The sequence below is a fragment of the Methyloligella solikamskensis genome, assembly GCF_042676065.1.
Lineage (GTDB): Bacteria > Pseudomonadota > Alphaproteobacteria > Rhizobiales > Methyloligellaceae > Methyloligella > Methyloligella solikamskensis.
Genome location: NZ_JBHTJO010000001.1, coordinates 1,573,756 through 1,590,714, shown reverse-complemented (window position 1 = coordinate 1,590,714; position 16,959 = coordinate 1,573,756). Strand labels below are relative to the sequence as shown.

General features: G+C 63.3%; 15 protein-coding genes. 14 read left to right on the top strand and 1 reads right to left on the bottom strand.

The features are described from left to right. The first annotated feature begins 90 nt into the window (after positions 1-90). From ACFQ2F_RS07695 to ACFQ2F_RS07680, 4 genes are all read left to right on the top strand, one after another. Complete coding sequence (locus tag ACFQ2F_RS07695) at positions 91-747, top strand: glutathione S-transferase family protein (protein WP_379088112.1); 657 nt, start codon at positions 91-93, stop codon at positions 745-747. A gap of 180 nt (positions 748-927) precedes the next feature. Continuing rightward, positions 928-1,443: a Dps family protein gene (locus ACFQ2F_RS07690; protein ID WP_379088109.1), complete on the top strand. Its 516-nt coding sequence runs from the start codon at positions 928-930 to the stop codon at positions 1,441-1,443. Between the two features lie 162 nt (positions 1,444-1,605). Further along, complete coding sequence (locus ACFQ2F_RS07685) at positions 1,606-2,916, top strand: glutamine synthetase family protein (protein WP_379088106.1); 1,311 nt, start codon at positions 1,606-1,608, stop codon at positions 2,914-2,916. A gap of 50 nt (positions 2,917-2,966) precedes the next feature. Beyond that, entirely contained in the window at positions 2,967-3,986 is a 1,020-nt protein-coding gene (locus ACFQ2F_RS07680) for a glycosyl hydrolase family 28-related protein (protein WP_379088103.1), read from the top strand. A gap of 38 nt (positions 3,987-4,024) precedes the next feature. Here the strand turns inward: ACFQ2F_RS07680 and ACFQ2F_RS07675 are convergent, their stop codons facing one another. Further along, complete coding sequence (locus ACFQ2F_RS07675) at positions 4,025-4,846, bottom strand: FadR/GntR family transcriptional regulator (protein WP_379088099.1); 822 nt, start codon at positions 4,844-4,846, stop codon at positions 4,025-4,027. 350 nt (positions 4,847-5,196) lie between these two features. Here ACFQ2F_RS07675 and ACFQ2F_RS07670 point away from each other — a divergent pair, with 350 nt between their 5' ends. From ACFQ2F_RS07670 to ACFQ2F_RS07625, 10 genes are all read left to right on the top strand, one after another. Further along, positions 5,197-6,666, top strand: coding sequence for a glutamine synthetase family protein (locus ACFQ2F_RS07670; RefSeq protein WP_379088096.1), 1,470 nt, complete (start codon positions 5,197-5,199; stop codon positions 6,664-6,666). Between the two features lie 61 nt (positions 6,667-6,727). Continuing rightward, complete coding sequence (locus ACFQ2F_RS07665; protein WP_379088093.1) at positions 6,728-7,672, top strand: glutamine amidotransferase; 945 nt, start codon at positions 6,728-6,730, stop codon at positions 7,670-7,672. Beyond that, a complete protein-coding gene (locus tag ACFQ2F_RS07660; protein WP_379088090.1) occupies positions 7,660-8,529 on the top strand; it encodes a GltB/FmdC/FwdC-like GXGXG domain-containing protein in 870 nt (289 codons plus the stop codon). The genes ACFQ2F_RS07665 and ACFQ2F_RS07660 overlap by 13 nt, the downstream gene beginning before the upstream one ends. A 19-nt stretch (positions 8,530-8,548) precedes the next feature. Next, positions 8,549-9,913 (top strand): FMN-binding glutamate synthase family protein, encoded by a 1,365-nt coding sequence (locus ACFQ2F_RS07655; RefSeq protein ID WP_379088087.1) that lies wholly within the window; start codon positions 8,549-8,551, stop codon positions 9,911-9,913. Between the two features lie 9 nt (positions 9,914-9,922). Continuing rightward, positions 9,923-10,336, top strand: coding sequence for a hypothetical protein (locus ACFQ2F_RS07650; RefSeq protein ID WP_379088085.1), 414 nt, complete (start codon positions 9,923-9,925; stop codon positions 10,334-10,336). Between the two features lie 336 nt (positions 10,337-10,672). Next, on the top strand, positions 10,673-12,292 hold the full coding sequence (locus tag ACFQ2F_RS07645) for an APC family permease (protein ID WP_379088081.1): 1,620 nt from the start codon (positions 10,673-10,675) through the stop codon (positions 12,290-12,292). 92 nt (positions 12,293-12,384) lie between these two features. Continuing rightward, on the top strand, positions 12,385-12,963 hold the full coding sequence (locus ACFQ2F_RS07640) for a hypothetical protein (RefSeq protein WP_379088078.1): 579 nt from the start codon (positions 12,385-12,387) through the stop codon (positions 12,961-12,963). Between the two features lie 194 nt (positions 12,964-13,157). After that, positions 13,158-14,414 (top strand): ATP-binding protein, encoded by a 1,257-nt coding sequence (locus ACFQ2F_RS07635; RefSeq protein WP_379088075.1) that lies wholly within the window; start codon positions 13,158-13,160, stop codon positions 14,412-14,414. Further along, positions 14,411-15,055 carry a two-component system response regulator NarL gene (gene narL, locus ACFQ2F_RS07630; RefSeq protein ID WP_379088072.1) on the top strand — a complete coding sequence of 215 codons (645 nt, stop codon included), beginning with the start codon at positions 14,411-14,413 and terminating at the stop codon, positions 15,053-15,055. Before ACFQ2F_RS07635 ends, narL begins: the two co-directional genes overlap by 4 nt. Before the next feature lie 177 nt (positions 15,056-15,232). After that, positions 15,233-16,639 (top strand): PAS domain-containing protein, encoded by a 1,407-nt coding sequence (locus ACFQ2F_RS07625; RefSeq protein ID WP_379090640.1) that lies wholly within the window; start codon positions 15,233-15,235, stop codon positions 16,637-16,639. Positions 16,640-16,959 lie beyond the last annotated feature (320 nt).

Below are 16,959 nucleotides of genomic sequence, written 5' to 3'. Positions count from 1 at the left end.
TCCTTTGCGTGGCAGCGAGCACTTTTTTGACACACGCGTGTCAAGAAGCCGCCCCTATGTGAACAACCTCCAGCGAAGGAACCGGCGACCATGACCGAGGCCGTCCTCACAATAAGCAGCAAGAACTATTCCTCCTGGTCGCTGCGCGGCTGGCTGCTCTGCAAGATGGCGGGGCTGGAGTTCGAGGAAGAGCAGCTTCCCTCCGACGACCCGTCGACCCGGGCCGAATTGCTTCTGCTTTCGCCCTCGTTTCTAGTCCCCTGCCTGACCCACGAGCAGGTCCGGGTCTGGGACACCCTGGCGATCGCCGAATATCTGGCGGAGCGGTTTCCCGATGCCGGCCTCCTGCCGGAGGATATCTCGGCAAGGTGCCATTGCCGGTCGATTGCCGGCGAGATGCATTCCGGCTTTCAGAACCTGCGCTCGGCGCTGCCGATGAACTTGAAAGCCCGGCTACCCGCCTTCGGCACCTGGACCGGCGTAAAGACCGATATCGACCGGGTACTGACCATCTGGCAGGAATGCCTCCAGACCTATGGCGGCCCGTTCCTGTTCGGCGAAAAGCCGAATCTTGCGGACGCCATGTACGCGCCGGTCTGCACCCGTTTCCAGACCTACGACGTGAAGCTGGACCCGGCGAGCGCGAGCTACAGCGCGACGATCCTCAACTGGCCTTTGATGTCGGAATGGATCGAGGAGGCGAAGGCCGAGCCCGACGAGTTGGAAGAGCTCGACGTCGAGTTCTAACCGGGGAAGCCGCTCTCCAGCGCTCTGATTTCACCCCATCCGCAGGAAGCTTTCCTGCGGCATCTCGGCTCGTCCTGCCCGCATGGCGAGGGCGCCAGGCTGTAACTATATCTCCATATATTCGGGCCATTCAGAGCCTGCGGATTCATCGACTGCCATCCAGAATATAAAGGAGACGCCATGAGCACCGAAGACGCAGCCAAGCGCCGTACCGCTCCTCTGCAGACCCGCTCTAATTTCGGCTCCAACGAGATCAAGGACATTCAGGGCTCGCTCAATGCGCTGCTGGCGGACATGTTCGCCCTCTACATGAAGACGAAGAACTACCATTGGCACATGTCGGGCCCCCATTTCCGCGACTATCACCTGCTGCTCGACGAGCAGGCGGCCCAGATCTTCGCCACCACCGATCCGATTGCAGAACGCGTCCGCAAGCTTGGCGGCATCACGCTTCATTCCATCGGCGAGGTGAGCCGGCTCCAGCGCATCGAGGACAACGATGCGGAGTTCGTGACGCCTGAGGACATGCTCGCCGAGCTGCGCGAGGACAACCTTCAGCTTGCCGCCAGCATGCGCGAGGCCCACGGCCTTTGCGACGAGCTTGGCGATGTTGCGACCGTCAGCATCCTGGAGCCCTATATCGACGAGGCAGAGCGGCGGGTCTGGTTCCTCTACGAAGCCGGACAGACGCGTTAGCCGACTTGTTCGATCGCGCAGTTGCGCCATAGGCGAACTTTTGAGCGAGACCATTCAGTGGTTGCGCGCCCCTGTCGCTTGTGGGACGGGGCGCGCATTCGCATAGTGCCGCGCAAACCTATTCAATGAGCCTTTGCGCCGCCTAAACCCTGGAGTCTCCTCGTGACCGCTTCCGTCCACCTCGACGATTGCAAATACGTCCATCTCGGCATCTTCGACTTTCTCACCTTCCGCGAGAAGAGGCTCGATGCGGAAGCCTTCGAGAAGGCCCTGAAGAACGGCTGGCACTTCATCGATTGCCTCCCCTACTGGATGCCGGACGAGACCTGCTTCGAGGACAAGGGCTATGTCGACGAGGCGGTGACCGTCGATCCCGACAGCCTCCGCCCCTATCCCTTCGAGGCCGATGCCTGCCTCGCCATCGCCGATTACAGCGGCGACAGCGCGGCCATCTCTCCCCGCGCCACCCTGAAGCGCCTGGTCGAGAAGGCCGGCGAGATGGGGCTGGAACCGTTCGGCGGCTTCGAGTTCGAGGTCATCTACCTGGAAGAGGACGGCGAGACCCTGCGCGCCAAGGGCTGGGACGATGTCGAGCCCGCCATGCTCCACAATCGCTGCTGGTCGGCCGTGGCGCCCGCCACCGACGCCGATTTCCTGGCCCATGTGCAGGATCAGATCCGCGCCGCCGGCATCAGTCTCGACCATCACTGCATGGAGCTCGGGCCGGGCTGCGTGGAATACACCCTCGGTACCGACCCGCTGGTGAAAGCGGCCGACGATGCCGCCCTCTTCAAGGACTTCACCAAGGCTCTGGCTCGCCAGGAGAACATGACGGCCAGCTTCGTGGCCCAGCTCGACGACGGATTCCCCGGACAGTGCGGCCACGTGATCCTTTCTCTGAAGAACAAGAACGGCGAGCCGGCCCTCGCCGATCCCAACGGACCTCACGGCCTGAGCGAGACGGGCCGCGCCTTCCTCGGCGGCATCGTGGCGTTGACGCCCGAGCTCATGAGCATGTTCGCCCCCACCGTGAACGCCTATCGGCGCCTGCGGCCGGGCAACTGGGCGCCTCGCGCCGCCAATTGGGGCATCGGCAACTACACCTGCGGCGTCCGGGTCGTGACCCATACGCCGGAAGAAACCCGCTTCGAGTTCCGCCTTCCCGGTGCGGATATCGAGCCTCATGTGGCTGCTGCCATGATGCTGGGCGCAGGGCTCTGGGGCATCGAGAATAAGGCCGATCCGGGCGAGCCCGTGACGGGCAATGGCCGCCTGGTGGACGTGCCCGAAGACCGTGCCCTGCCCCTGTCGCTTGAGACCGCGGCCCGGCGCTTTGCTCAGTCCGATGCGGCCAAGGCGCTGTTCGGCGAGGCCTTCGTGAAGCACTACGCGGCCCGCTGCGCCGCCGAGGCTGCGGCCTTCCACGCCCATGTCTCCGGCTTCGAACGTGCCCGCTATCTGGAAACGAGCTGATCCGGTATAGGGTTGGGGCTCATTTCGATTGCCCCAGCCCCGGATCCCCCATGCAGCGCTTCGGCCCCCTCCTCGCGATCCTCGCCTTTCTGGCAGCTTCCCTCGCCGTGCCGGCGCACGCCGCGACCGCCGACGCTTGCGCCATCCAAACGCCCTCCAAGAGGGTGGTGAATGTGCGGGACACCGGCGCCAAAGGCGACGGCCGGACTGACGACACGCGCGCGATCCAGAAGGCCATCGACGCCGTGGCCGGCACAGGCGGCACGGTTCACGTGCCCAACGGCACCTATATGGTCCGCGCGACGGGCAAGAAGTCCCTGGCGCTCAAGAGCAAGATGACCCTGAAGCTCGCCGACCGCGCCGTGCTAAAGCTCATCCCCAACGACTCCAAGAGCTATGCCGCCCTCACGGTCGAGAACGCATCGGACGTCAACATCGTCGGCGGGACGATCCTTGGCGACCGTAGACACCACAAGGGTAAAGATGGCGGGCGCGGCATGGGGATCGAGATCGGCCCCAAGGCTCGGCGCGTCACCATCGCAGGCGTGACCGCGACCGAGATGTGGGGCGACGGCTTCTACCTAAAAGAATCCGCCGATATCGCCTTTTGCGCCGTGCGGGCGCTTGGCAACCGCCGCCAGGGCCTCTCCATCATCAGCGGCAACCGGATTCTCGTCACCCGCTCCGAATTCCGCGACACCCAAGGGACGGCGCCTGGCGCCGGCATCGATATCGAGCCCAACAAGAACCATGAGGTAGTGCGCGAGGTGGATATCGAGCACTCCAAATTCGCCAACAATGTCGGCGGCGGCGTTAGCATCAATGGCTGGAAGGGCAAGATCGCCAAGGTCCGCATCATGCGCAACGTGTTCGAAGGCCCGAATCCGATCCGCATCAAGCGCGCGCCGAACATCCGCTCCACGGAGATCTGCTACAACCGCTTCGTCAATGTGCAGGTAGCCGATTCCGGCGGACTAAACTCCTATGCCGAGCCGGTGCAGTCCGTTTTCCTGCAGACCGACTGCAGCAACGGCCTCGACATGCGCTTCGGCAAGAATCGCAAGAAGTAGAGCGCAAGAAGCAGGGCTTCGCCTCAGCCGATTGAGTCTTAGTCGCTCTGATTGTGGATGAGGTCGTTGCGGGCAAGCGTCAGGTGCTCGCGGATGAGACCTTTCGCAGTCTCCGCGTCCCGTTCGCATAGCGCATTGAAGATCTCGCGGTGCTGATCGTTATAGGTGGCGATCCGCGCCGGGTGCAGGGTCTTCTCCTTCTGCATATCCCATTGAGCATGCAGCCGCACTTCGTTGATCTGCTTATAGAAAAAGACGATCAGCGGATTGCGGGAGGCCTCCGCCAGAGACAGGTGGAATTCCGCATCCCATTTGGAGAAGGCATCCTTGTCATGCTCCAGGGCCTCCAGCCGGTCGAGCAGCTCTTCCATGGCCTTGAGCTCCTGGCGCGTCGCGTGCTGGACGGCGAGCTCGGTCATATAGGGCTCGATGGCGAACCGCATCTCAACGAGCTGCAGAGGGCTCACCGCGTCGGAGATATCCTCCAGCGCATCCAGCCCCGCCGACCAATTGACGAAGGTACCGCTACCCACCTTGCGGGAGATGAAGCCGGCCCGCTCCAGCCGGTCCAGCGCCCGCCGCACGGTGCTGCGTGCCGCCCCGAAGCTCTCGGCCAGATCCCGCTCCGGCGGAAGCTGTGACCCCTTCTTGTAAACGCCCGATTCAATGGCGTTTTTTAGCTGATCGGTGATCGAGGACGCGTTCCGCCCCGAACGTTTCTTCCCCTCGCCATGATCGGCCAGGTCATTGAGCGCGCGAAGCGGATCGTCTTGCGACAGCTCGGCGTCGCGCTCCGGCTCCAGGGTCTCTGCATTCAGCCCCGCGCGCATGGCGGAAATCGGTGAGGTTACAGCGGTCATAGCGGCTTGCCTGCTGAATTGGTCTCTGATTGGTTTCGCTCTTTATACGACCTCCTGAACCAAAACACAATCCTCTGAACCACTGCCCTCAGCTTACGAACCTGCTTCGCCCTGCTGGGCGCAAATCTGGCGTTCCGATCCATATTCATAACATATTGTTTTTATTGCCATAACAGGACCAATAGCAGGTTGCGGACACCCGATTTCAGGCCATGACCTGTTTTTCATCACTTCAACTGCCGCCCGATATTTAGGCAAAAGCCCAAAAATTGGTCCGCGATTGGCCTTGCCAAAGGTCTCCCTCTGAGCAACGTTACGCTCAGACTGAAGCTTGGGAATGGAATGGCCTTATGAGCACGGACATTGAGAATTTTGTAGACGCCCCCGGCCGCGCTGAGCTGGTGAAAGAGGTTCGCCGGCAGATCGACGAGCTTGGGATCGAGTATCTCTATCTGCAGTTCCCGTCGATCACGGGCCGGATCTGCGGCAAGGGCATCCCGGCCGACCATTGGGAGTCCATCGCCAAGAAGGGCTTCCAGCTCGTCTATGGCGCCACGGTCAATCTGTTCACGAACCGCAACGGCGACTATTTCGGCTACGGCCCCGAGGCCGCCGAGCTGGTCGGCATCCCCGAGCCCGACACCTTCTGCCAGCTCCCCTGGGACAAGCGCGTCGGCCGCTTTTACTGCACGCTGTTCCGCAACCGCGAGGAGCGTGAGGATCCGGGTGCCTTCCTCACCGCCGATTCACGCGGCAATCTCCGCCGCCTCCACGAGACCTTCCAGGAGAAGCACGGCCTGCATCTGCGCTGCGGCACCGAGCCGGAGATGATGTGGCTGAAGAAGGACGAGAACGGCCAGCCCAACGGCGGCTACTCCAACCCCTACTGCTATCACATCGACCAGTTCGAGAGCCTGCGCCCGGTCTACATGAAGGTGATCGAGTACTCCCGCGCCATGGGCCTCGACATCATCCAGGGCGACCACGAGGACGCGCCGGGCCAGCTGGAGCTCAACTGGACCTATGACGACGTCGTGCGCAACGCGGACCGCCTGACCACCTACCGTCAGATCTGCGCCCAGGTCGCCCGCGAGTTCAACCTCATCGCCTGCTTCATGACCAAGCCCTTCATGGGCGTGTCCGCCTCGGGCTGCCACCACAACATCTCTCTGTGGAAGGGCGGCGAGGACGGCGTCAAGCCGCTCGGCCAGAAGGTCCGCGCCGGCCAGGACGAGGTCTTCACCTATCGCTCCGGCGGCGACAACACCTTCATGCCCGAAGGCGACGACAGCCAGATGCCCGGCCAGATCGGCCAGTACGCCATCGGCGGCATCACCAAGCATCTCGATGCGCTCACCGCCATCGGCTGCTCCACCGTGAACTCCTACCGGCGTCTGTGGGACACCGGCTTCTGGGCGCCGGTCTTCAAGGACTGGGGCTTCCAGAACCGCACCACGGGTCTGCGCATCTCCGCGCCCGGCCGCTTCGAGTTCCGCTCCGTGGACTCCATGGTGAACCCGTATCTGATGGGCGCCGGTCTCCTGCAGGCCATGGATGACGGCCTGGACAACGAGATCCCCTGCGGCAAGCCGGAGGAGCGCAACATCTACGCCGCCATCGAGGAAGGCAAGAAGGTGGAGAAGCTCCCCATGTCCCTCGGCGACGCCCTCGAGGCGCTGGCCAAGGACGACGTCGTCAAATCCGCCATGCCCGGCGAGATGTACCGCCTCTACGACGAGTACAAGCGCGACGAGTGGGAACGCTTCATGCACACCACAACAAACTGGGACCTCGAGACCTATCTCGACTACCTGCCGTAACGCGAAGGAGCGGGCTCGGCCCGCCACGACAAAACACTCTATCGAAGGAGGAAAAACCAAAATGTGTGGAATCGCCGGCCTCATGCACCGAGGCAAGGTCGCGAATGTCGGCAAGGAGATGACCTCCATGCTGCAGGCGCTGAAACACCGGGGACCGGACTCGACCGGGTTCGCGGTCTACGGTCCGCCCCATCCGGGCGAGTACATCATGCGCCTGAAGCTCGATGAGCGCTCCGACGACATGGACGCCCATGTGGACTTCCAGAACGAGAAGATCGTCGAGGAGCGTCTCCAGGAAGTCGAGCGGCGGATGCAGGAAAAGGGGGTGGATGTTCGCGACCGCCAGGAAGCGACGCCTTACGCCCAGCGCTTCATCATCCGCTATGACGGCGACATGGAGAACCTGGCCCGCTACATCGAGGATGTCGACAAGGTCGAGATCCTGAGCCTGGGCAACTCCCTGGAGCTCATCAAGGACCTGGGCGACGCGACCACCGTCTCCGAACAGTACGAGCTCGGCCACTTCGATGGCTCCCACGGGATCGGGCATACCCGGATGGCGACGGAATCCGATGTCGATATCCGCTCCGCCCATCCCTACTGGGCCTTCCCCTACAACGACGTTTCCGTCGTCCATAACGGCCAGATCACCAATTACTGGATCATGCGCCGCAAGATGGAGCGCGCGGGCCACCGGTTCATGTCCCATTGCGACAGCGAACTGCTGGCGGTCTACACCGCGCACAATCTCGCCGAGGGCGCGAGCCTCGAGGACTCCTTGCGCGAGTCCATCGACGAGATCGATGGCGTCTTCACCTATCTGGTCGCCACCAAGGACCAGCTGGGCATGGCCAAGGACACCATGGCCGCCAAGCCTCTCGTTCTCTACGAAAGCGACGACCTGATCGCCATGGCCTCCGAGGAGGTCGCGATCCGCGCCATCCTTCCGCAAGAGATCGACACTTACGACCCTTACGATGAGGAGGTGCGGGTATGGCAGGCGTAAGCGATACCGAACTCCGGGAGATGACCCAGGAGGACCGGGTCAAGGCTCTCGGCATGACCACGGAAGAGCTCACCGGACGCTCGATGTTCATCGAGTTCAAGCCGGAGGAGGAAGAGCGCTTCACCTATCCGTGGCTTCCCGATGTCGACTTCAACAAACGAGCGGAGATCGACAGCGACAAGCTGATGACCACCGAGGTCAACGAGCGGATTCGCGAATTGATGAAGGAGGGCTACGGCACCATCGTCATCAAGAATCCGCGCGGCAAGCACTCCGTTGGCGTCGGCATCCTGAGCCGCCTCAACCTGATCGTCGAAGGCTCCCTCGGCTATTTCGGCGTGGGCCTCATCGACGGTCCCATGGTCCGCATCCAGGGCCGCGTGGGCTGGTCCTGCGGCGAAAACATGATGTCGGGCGTGATCGTCGTGGAGAAGAACGCCGGCAGCACCTTCGGCGCCGCAATGCGTGGCGGCGATCTGGTCTGCCGCGGCTCCGTCGGTTCCCGGACCGGCATCGACATGAAGGGCGGCAGCATCATCGTCGGTGGCGACACCGGCGCCCTGTCGGGCTTCATGATGCAGCGCGGCCGAATGGTCTTCTGCGGCAACGCGGGCAAGAACCTCGGCGACTCCATGTACGACGGCACCATCTATGTCGGCGGTGACATTCAGTCCCTCGGCGTGGACGCCGTTCCCACCGAGCTCACGGACCTCGACCGTGCCTGGCTGACCCGGAAGCTCACGCAGTACGAGATGCTTCCCGAAAAAGGCGTCGACCACTTCACCAAGATCGTCGCCGGCAAGCAGCTCTGGAACTACGACAACCTCGAGCCGTCCGAAAAGAAGCTCATCCTCTAGTCAGGGAAAGGATCAAGAAATGGAGAACGGTAAGGTGCCGTCGAAGCACAAGACGGATCGCGATGTCTACCGGTTGGGAGACTCCTTTATCTTTCCGCCCCGTGTCATCGACGACATTCACATCAAGGCTGAGCTCGGCCGGTATCGCATGCGGGGCTTCTCGCTCTTCAAGAAGATACCCCATTGGGACGACCTCACCTTCCTGCCGGGCACGCTGACCCGCTTCGTCATCGAGGGCTATCGCGAGAAATGCGATACCAAGACGGTGATCGGCCCGCGGGCCAAGCGGCCGCTCGAGCTCGACATCCCGATCTACATCACGGGCATGAGCTTCGGTGCGCTGAGCTACGAGGCAAAGACGGCGCTGGCCCGCGGTGCCACCATGGCCGGCACGGCGACCTGCTCGGGCGAGGGCGGAATGATCCCGGACGAGCGGCGTTATTCGTCCAAGTGGTTCTATCAGTGCATTCAGTCCCGCTACGGCTTCAACCCGCACCACCTGGTGCTGGCGGATGGCTGCGAGTTCTTCATCGGGCAGGGCTGTAAGGTCGGCCTCGGCGGACATCTGATGGGCCAGAAGGTGACCGACCAGGTCGCCGAGATGCGCTCGCTGCCGGCCGGTATCGACCAGCGGTCCCCCGCCCGTCACCCTGACTGGCTCGGCCCGGACGATCTGGCGCTGAAGATCAACGAGATCCGCGAAGTCACCGACTGGCAGATCCCGATCCAGCTCAAGCTGGGTGCGGCGCGCGTCTACGACGACGTCCGCATGGCGGTGAAGTGTAATCCTGACTCCATCTATATCGATGGCATGGAAGGCTCCACCGGCGCGGGTCCGCATCTTGCGACCGAGGACACCGGCGTTCCCGGCATGGCGGCGATCCGCCAGGCCCGGCGGGCGATCGACGATCTCGGCCGTCGCGGCGAGATCAGCCTGGTCTATGCCGGCGGTATCCGGAACGGGGCCGACGTGGCCAAGGCGATCGCGCTCGGCGCTGACGCCATCGCCATCGGTCACTCCGCCATGATGGCCTTGAATTGCAACAAGGACATCCCGGAAGCCGACTTCCCCGAGGAAATGGGTGTGGAAGCTGGGCACTGCTATCACTGCCATACCGGGCGCTGCCCGGTCGGCGTGGCGACCCAGGATCCCAAGCTGCGCGCGCGCCTCGATCCCGATGCGGCCGCCGAGCGGGTCTACAACTTCCTGCACTCGCTCACCATCGAGGCACAGCTCTTCGCCCGCGCTTGCGGCAAGACCAACATCCACAGCCTCGAGCCCGAAGATCTCGCCGCGCTGACCATGGAAGCTTCGGCCATTGCGGGCGTTCCGCTCGCCGGCACGGACTACACGGTCGGCGTCGAAGACTATCACCATCTCTAGGAGGACCCGATGGCGGGAACACAATACAGAGGTTCGGACATCAAGGACGTCGATCAGTTTCTGAAAGACTCCTCGGGCCTCGAATCGGAACGCGAGAAGGAAATCGGCCAGCACATCGGCTACCGGTACGACGTCAACCTCGTGCCCGACTACGACCGGCTCACCCCCTTCCTCAAGGAGTATATCGAGGTGATGGGGTGGGAAGACCTCAACTGGCTCGAAGACATCCATATGGGCTACGAGGAAGGCAAACCCGCGGTGTTCGACAGGAACATCAACGGTTGGGTCCGGGTGCCGGATTCCATCGATCTTCCTGACAACCAGCAGGACCGGGACATGATCGCACGCGAGCTGCTGATCAAGTTCCAGATGTCCGACCGGCATCCGCTGGTCACCCTGCGCAAGGCGTACATGAAGTTCTAGCCATGCACTCCCGGACCGGACATCGCCGCCCGCTACGCACCCCCCGGCAAGCCCTCCATCTTCCGGAGCGTAGCGGGCTGCGCGATGCCGGGATTGGGGATTCGGCCGGCGCAATATTTCTGCGCCGGCCTTTCTTTTTTTCTCGCCCAAAAAATCAATCGGCAAAAGCCAGGCGAGAGATCGTCGTGATCCCGCACGTCTTCTTCCATGCGAACGGCGGAAGAGGTGCGCAGATCGCGGCTACAGAGGGATAGGCGGCGTAAGGAAAGGAGCACCCGCAGCGCTTGCCGCCGAAAATCTAGCAACAGTAGCGATTGCTTCCCAGGGGAGGGAATGATGACAACAGAGGTAGCAGGCTCCGCAGCGGGGCCAGTGGAGAGCGAGTCTCTCCATAGAGCGATTGATTGGAAGGGTGCGTTTTGGCTCGCCAGTGGCGTGCCCGCGCTCGTTCTCTTTTCGATTGGTGGTATTGCCGGAACGGTCGGAACGCCGTCCTGGGTCGTCTGGATTCTGTCGGTCAGCATCGGCTTTATTCAATCATTCGTCTACGCCGAGATCGCCGGGCTTTTCCCGAGCAAGAGCGGCGGCGCATCCGTCTACGGCGCAGCCGCCTGGGTGCGCTACGGTAAGTCGCTCGCACCGATCTCGGTCTGGTGTAACTGGCTCGCCTGGACGCCGGTTCTCGCGATCGGCGCAGGTCTGGCCGCGGGCTATATTCTGAACGTCTTCTTCGACCCGGAATCGGCATTGCGGACCTGGAAGATCACCCTCTTCAGCCTCGACGCGCTGAAGGAGGGGCTCACGGTCCGGATCGACTCCACCTTCGTCATCGGTGCTCTGATCCTGCTCTGCGTCTTCGCCGTCCAGCACGGCGGCGTTCTGCGGGCTGCCCGTTTCCAGATGGTCGTCGGTCTCGCGGTGGTGATTCCGCTCCTCATTGTCGGCATCGTGCCGCTGCTGACGGGCGACGTGCTTGCGAGCAACCTGTTCCCTCTGAAGCCGCTCGCCTTCACGGCTGACGGCGCGGTGACGGAAGGAACCTGGGACATCTCCGGTTGGACGCTGTTCCTCGGCGGGTTGTTCATCGCGGCCTGGTCGGCCTACGCCTTCGAGACCGCGATTTGCTACACGTCGGAGTTCCGCAATCCCGGCTCGGACACCAGCAAGGCCATCCTATCGGCCGGTCTGCTCTGCATTCTGGTCTACACGCTGGTTCCGCTGACCTTCCAGGGCGTGCTCGGCGTTGAGGGCATGCTGGAACCGGGCATCGTCGACGGCTCTGCCGTCGCGGGCGCCATGGCGCACATGGTCGGCGGCGGTTCCGTGGTCTTCTCGCTCATGGTGGTCATGCTGATCATGGCATTGCTGCTGGCGGTGATGACGTCCATGGCCGGCTCCTCCCGGACTCTCTATCAGGGCTCGGTGGACGGCTGGCTGCCGCGCTATCTGAACCATGTGAACCATCACGGCGCGCCGACCCATGCGATGTGGACGGATCTAGGCTTCAACCTCTGTCTGCTGATGATGTCGGACTATCTGTTCGTCCTGGCCGTCTCCAACTGCTGCTATCTGATCTTCAACTTCCTGAACCTGCATGCAGGCTGGATCCATCGGATCGATAGCGCCGAGACGCCCCGGCCGTGGAGGTGCCCGACCCCGATCATGGTCGCCGCCGTGTTCTTCAGCTTCGTCAATGCGGTGCTGCTGGGCGCGGGTGCCAATGTGTGGGGCGAGGGCACGCTGATGTCCGGCGTGATCGCCGCGGCGCTCATCGTGCCGATCTTCGCATACCGCCATTACATTCAGGATGGCGGTCATTTCCCGAAGGAAATGCTCGACGATCTGCATATGAGTTCTCGCGACCTGACCGTCCGTCGCGCGGGCATTTGGCCTTACGTCGCTCTGGCCACGGGTATCGGGTTGGTGATCGCCGCCAACCAGATATTCCATCTCTAGGCCGAAAAGGCCGATTCAAGACGGCGCTCCTCCGCGATTTGCGGGGGAGCGCACCCTTCGTTCGAGGGAGATGTGAAAAAGGGAGTTTGAGTGTGTCGGCACAAGCCCAATCAGAGCTGTTCGAGAATCCGCTCAAGAATGCCTTCCAGCGCTGGCAATGCCGGGTCCGGCAGATTGTCATGCGGGAGAACGGCGGCCGCCCCGACGACGCCATCATGCCGCTGGTCACCCCGGCGGGCGCGGATGAGCCGCTCGGTCACGTCATCACAGTCATGCCACGCAAGCCCGAAGCATCTGTCACGCCGGAGCTGATGCATATGGCGCGCAAGACCATGGACCCGGCCCAGCGCCGCGAGCAGGCGCTGACCTTCTTCTCCGCAAATTATTATCAGAAGCCCGAAGAGTTCGCAGGCCTCCTCACGGCGACCTTCCAGCCGGATTCGCCCGGCTTGGCGCGGTTGCGTGAAGCGCGCCAATGCGTGCTCACGTTCCAGGCCTATTCGCGGCGCTTCGATCTCAGCTGCAACGTCCGCAAGCTCGATCGGTCCGATCCGCTGCGCGAAGCCACCTGGTGGCACAACTTTCTCTTCAACCCCAATCTGGATGCCGACACCGAGATCGTCGGCTTCGAGCCGGTCTGGTCAGAAAGCCGGGCTCATCCGCCCCTCTAGCCAGTGACCCCGGCACTGTTGATGCGAATGATTCAATGCTATTCCTGCAAAGATCAGTAGACTGAGCCAATGCCCGCTCGCGTTTCTGGTATTGAGATAAACCTCTACGGGACCACGGCTTTTCCGGATGTGACTTTCGCTGCGGCGACCGGAATTGCAGGTGGGAGGTGTTCGGTTATGAGGGAGAGGCTCAAATGACCGCCGACCGTGGCGCCAGGCTGGCGACGCGGGCCGACCGGTCCAGGGTCGACCCGCCGGAACGGCAATCTCCGGCGCCGGAGGCCGCCCCGCCACGGCCGGCCGCACATGGCGAGATTCGCCTCCTCAATCAGGTTCTGACCCAGCTCCTCGCCGATCCGGATTCGGCTGAGCCGTTCAATCTCGTTCTCGACCACATCCTTCAGCTATCCGGCGCGGAAGCCGGCGCAATCTTCGTCGGCACCGAAAGCGGCCGCCAGCTTGTCCTTCTCGCCTCGACCACGCCGGAGGACCGCGACCGCTGGATCCGGTTGGTTCACGATCAGCGCGATCTGTCTCTCAGGGAGCGCGCGGGGCCGGCCCCGATCACCCGCGCAGATCCTGAGGACGATGACGCGACCATCCTCATCCAGGGGTTCGAGCAGGGCAGAAGCGGCCGAGGCATTCTCCTGCTGAGGCTGCCGGGCCAAGCCGGCCATGTTTCCCCTGCCATGATCGACGCGGCCCGCGAATATGGCGACTATCTGGCCGGCGTGCTCTACAGCGCCCGCTCCGCCCGCATGAAGCTGCGCAACGCCCAAAGCGAGGAGCGGGCGGCAATCGCCCGGGAGCTGCACGATTCCCTCGCCCAGTCCCTGGCCTACATGAAGATCCAGGTGAGCATGCTCCAAGCCGCTTTGGCTAAGGAAGGCGCGTTGGATAAGGCCCAAGCGCAGCCGGGCGAGGCCGGCGAGGCCATGGAGAGGCTGCGCAGCACGCTGACCACCGCATCGGTCCAGCTCCGCGAGCTCATCACGACCTTCCGGCTGACCATGCACGGCCGGACATTTGCTCAGGCCCTGGAGGATTCCATCGAGGAGTTCGAAGGGCGCAGCTCCATCGCCTTCGATCTCGACAACCGGCTCTCCGCCGGCAAGCTTTCCGTCGCCGATGAAATGCAGCTGCTGCTCATCCTTCGCGAAGCACTCTGCAATGTCGTGCGCCATTCCCATGCCAGCTATTGCTGGGTCTCGCTGCGCCTGAAGGACGACGGTGCCGTGCATCTCACGGTGGACGATAACGGCATCGGCACGAAGCCAGCGACCGGCGACGCCCAGTCCCATCATGGCCTGTCCATCATGCAGGAACGGGCCCGCAGCCTCGACGGGAGCTTCTCGATCGAGGACCGAGCCGGCGGGGGCACGCGCCTGACCGTCAGCCTGCCCGGTGGAGGCGCGGCCTCGAAGACGGTCAATGTGGAGCTGCCCGTATGAGCGAGCCATCCTGCCGCGTCCTTCTTGTCGACGACCACCCGCTGTTCCGCCGCGGCGTCGCCGAGCTGATCGGGGGCGAGCCCGATATCGAAGTCGTCGGTGAGGCGGCCAGCGCCGACGAAGGCACTGCCCTCGCCGGAGCGCTCGATCCGGACCTCATCCTCATGGATCTCAACATGGGGGAGGGCAGCGGCCTTGAGGCTTTGAAGGCCATCAAGCAATCGGGCCTGAAGGCGCGGGTCATCATGCTCACCGTCTCAGAGAACCAGAACGATTTTCTGGGCGCGGTCCGCGCGGGCGCCGACGGGTATCTCTTAAAAGGTGCCGAGCCGGAGGAGATCCTGGAGAAGGTCCGCCAGGCGGTCCGCGGCGAAACCGTCTTCGTGGAGCCTCTCATGAGCCTGCTCGTTGGCGCGCTTCGGGAGGGCACCGCGCCGTCACCGCCCCCCAGCGAGGAGTGCCTGACCGCCCGGGAGCGGGAGATCCTCCACCTCATCTGCGCCGGCAAGAGCAACAAGCACATCGCCCGCGAGCTCAATATCAGCGACGGCACGGTCAAGGTTCACGTCAAGAACCTGCTCCGCAAGCTGAACCTGCAATCCCGCCTTGAAGCCGCCGTCTGGGCTCTGACTGCAAGCTGAGCTGCCCGCCCGCTACCCCCCAGGGGGTACTCCGCATTTGTTCCCGCACCGTCTCCTGCTAGCGTTGGTCAAGCGCTAAGCTAGCGAAACACCCATGCGCGCGTGCGCGGCATCGGGGCCAATAGCCGGGTAAGAACCGGGGGACCAGGACTGACTGAGAGCCGACTGCCTGTGGACATGACCGCCCATATCGAGAGCTTGACCCAGTTCCTGGTCAAGGAAGGCGAGTTTCCGGCGCCCACGGCGTCCGGTCCGCGTGCGGCCTCCATGCCGCTGCTTGCGTCGCTCCTGGATGCCATCGACACGGTGGTCTTCGTGGCCGATCCCAACGGCACGCTCTGCTTCGTCAATGCGGCCTGGTCGCGGCTCACCGGTTTTTCTCTGAAGGAGACGCGATCGCTTCTGCGCTCCGCCTATCTGCATCCACAGGATCAGGCACGCTGGCTCGATTTTCTGGAGGCACGGCGCGGCGAACCGCAATCTGCAGAATCGGCGGAGACAATCGTCCTGCGTTTCCTGACCCGGTCCGGCGAGACGATGCATCTGGAGGCGGGCGCCCAGGCCGTCATCGCCGAGAACGACCGCTGCATCGGCTTCGTCGGCACGCTCACCGATGTGGGCACCCGGGTGCGGGCGGAAAGCATGCGTGCCGCCAGCCATCGCACCGTCGAGACTCTGATCAACAACCTTCCCGGCTTTGTCTATCGCTGCCGCAACAACCGGCAATGGACGATGGAATATATGAGCAAGGGCTGCGAACGCCTGACCGGCTATCCCACCGAGGCCCTCATCAACAGCCAGCAGCTGACCTATGCCGATCTGATCGTTCCGGAGGACCGCGAGCAGGTCTGGAACGGCGTGCAGATCTCCTTGTGCCAGAACGTACCCTTCGAGCTGGAATACCGGATCAGGACCGCCCAGGGCATCGAGAAATGGGTGCACGAATACGGAAAGGGTAATTTCTCCATCAGCGGCGAGCTCCTCGGCGTCGAAGGCTTCGTGACGGATCTCGCGCGCCAGCGGCGCGAGCCGCCCCGCGCGAAGGCGCCGCGCGATCCCGGCACCAGGCTGCCGGACCGCGCCGTCTTCCTGGACCGGCTGGAGATGGCCCTTCGGCGGAAGCGGGCGGGTCTGGCGGCACCTGCGAGCCTGGCCGTCGTCCGCCTTGCCGGCATGCCCCCCGAGACTGCGGGGCGAAACGAATTCTCCGAAAGCCGGTCCATGGACAATGTGGCCGGCCGGATCGACCATGTCCTCGAAGCGGCCGACTCTCTCTGCGCCTGGCGTGAAGGCGAGTTCGTCGTCCTGCACGAGGCGGGGAAGGCGGATGCCGACGCGGCCGATCTCGCCGCGCGCATCAAGCGGCAGTTCGATGCGCCCATCATCCACGATGCCAGGGAGATCTATCTCATCCCGAGCATCGGCATTCTCACCAACATGACCGGCAACGAGCACGCCGAGGATATCGTGACCCTGGCCTCCAAAGCCGCGCGGGAGGCCAGCAATGTCGGCGGCGTGAACCTCGCCGTGATCGACATGCGCTCTCATCTGGAGCGCCTCCGCATGCCCGAGGACCGGGGCTAAGGACTGCTCTTCTCCGGTGCTCGAGCCCCGTCATACTGAGGTGCGAGCGTAGCGAGCCTCGAAGGAGGCGTGGCCCCGGCGTGTGTCCCATCCTTCGGTGCTCGGCGTTGCACGCCGAGCACCTCAGTATGACGCTTAAGTATGGGGGCGGGGCGCAGCCCTTACCGCGAATTCAGTGTCGTTGCCCGGCTTGACCGGGCAATCCAGTAACCCCTGTCTTGATACGTCCTGTGGGCCAACCAAGGCAGGTCGGTGATTGCTGGATCCCCGGGTCGCGCTTCGCGCGCCCGAGGATGACAGCGGAGTGTGTTCCGCCCCTG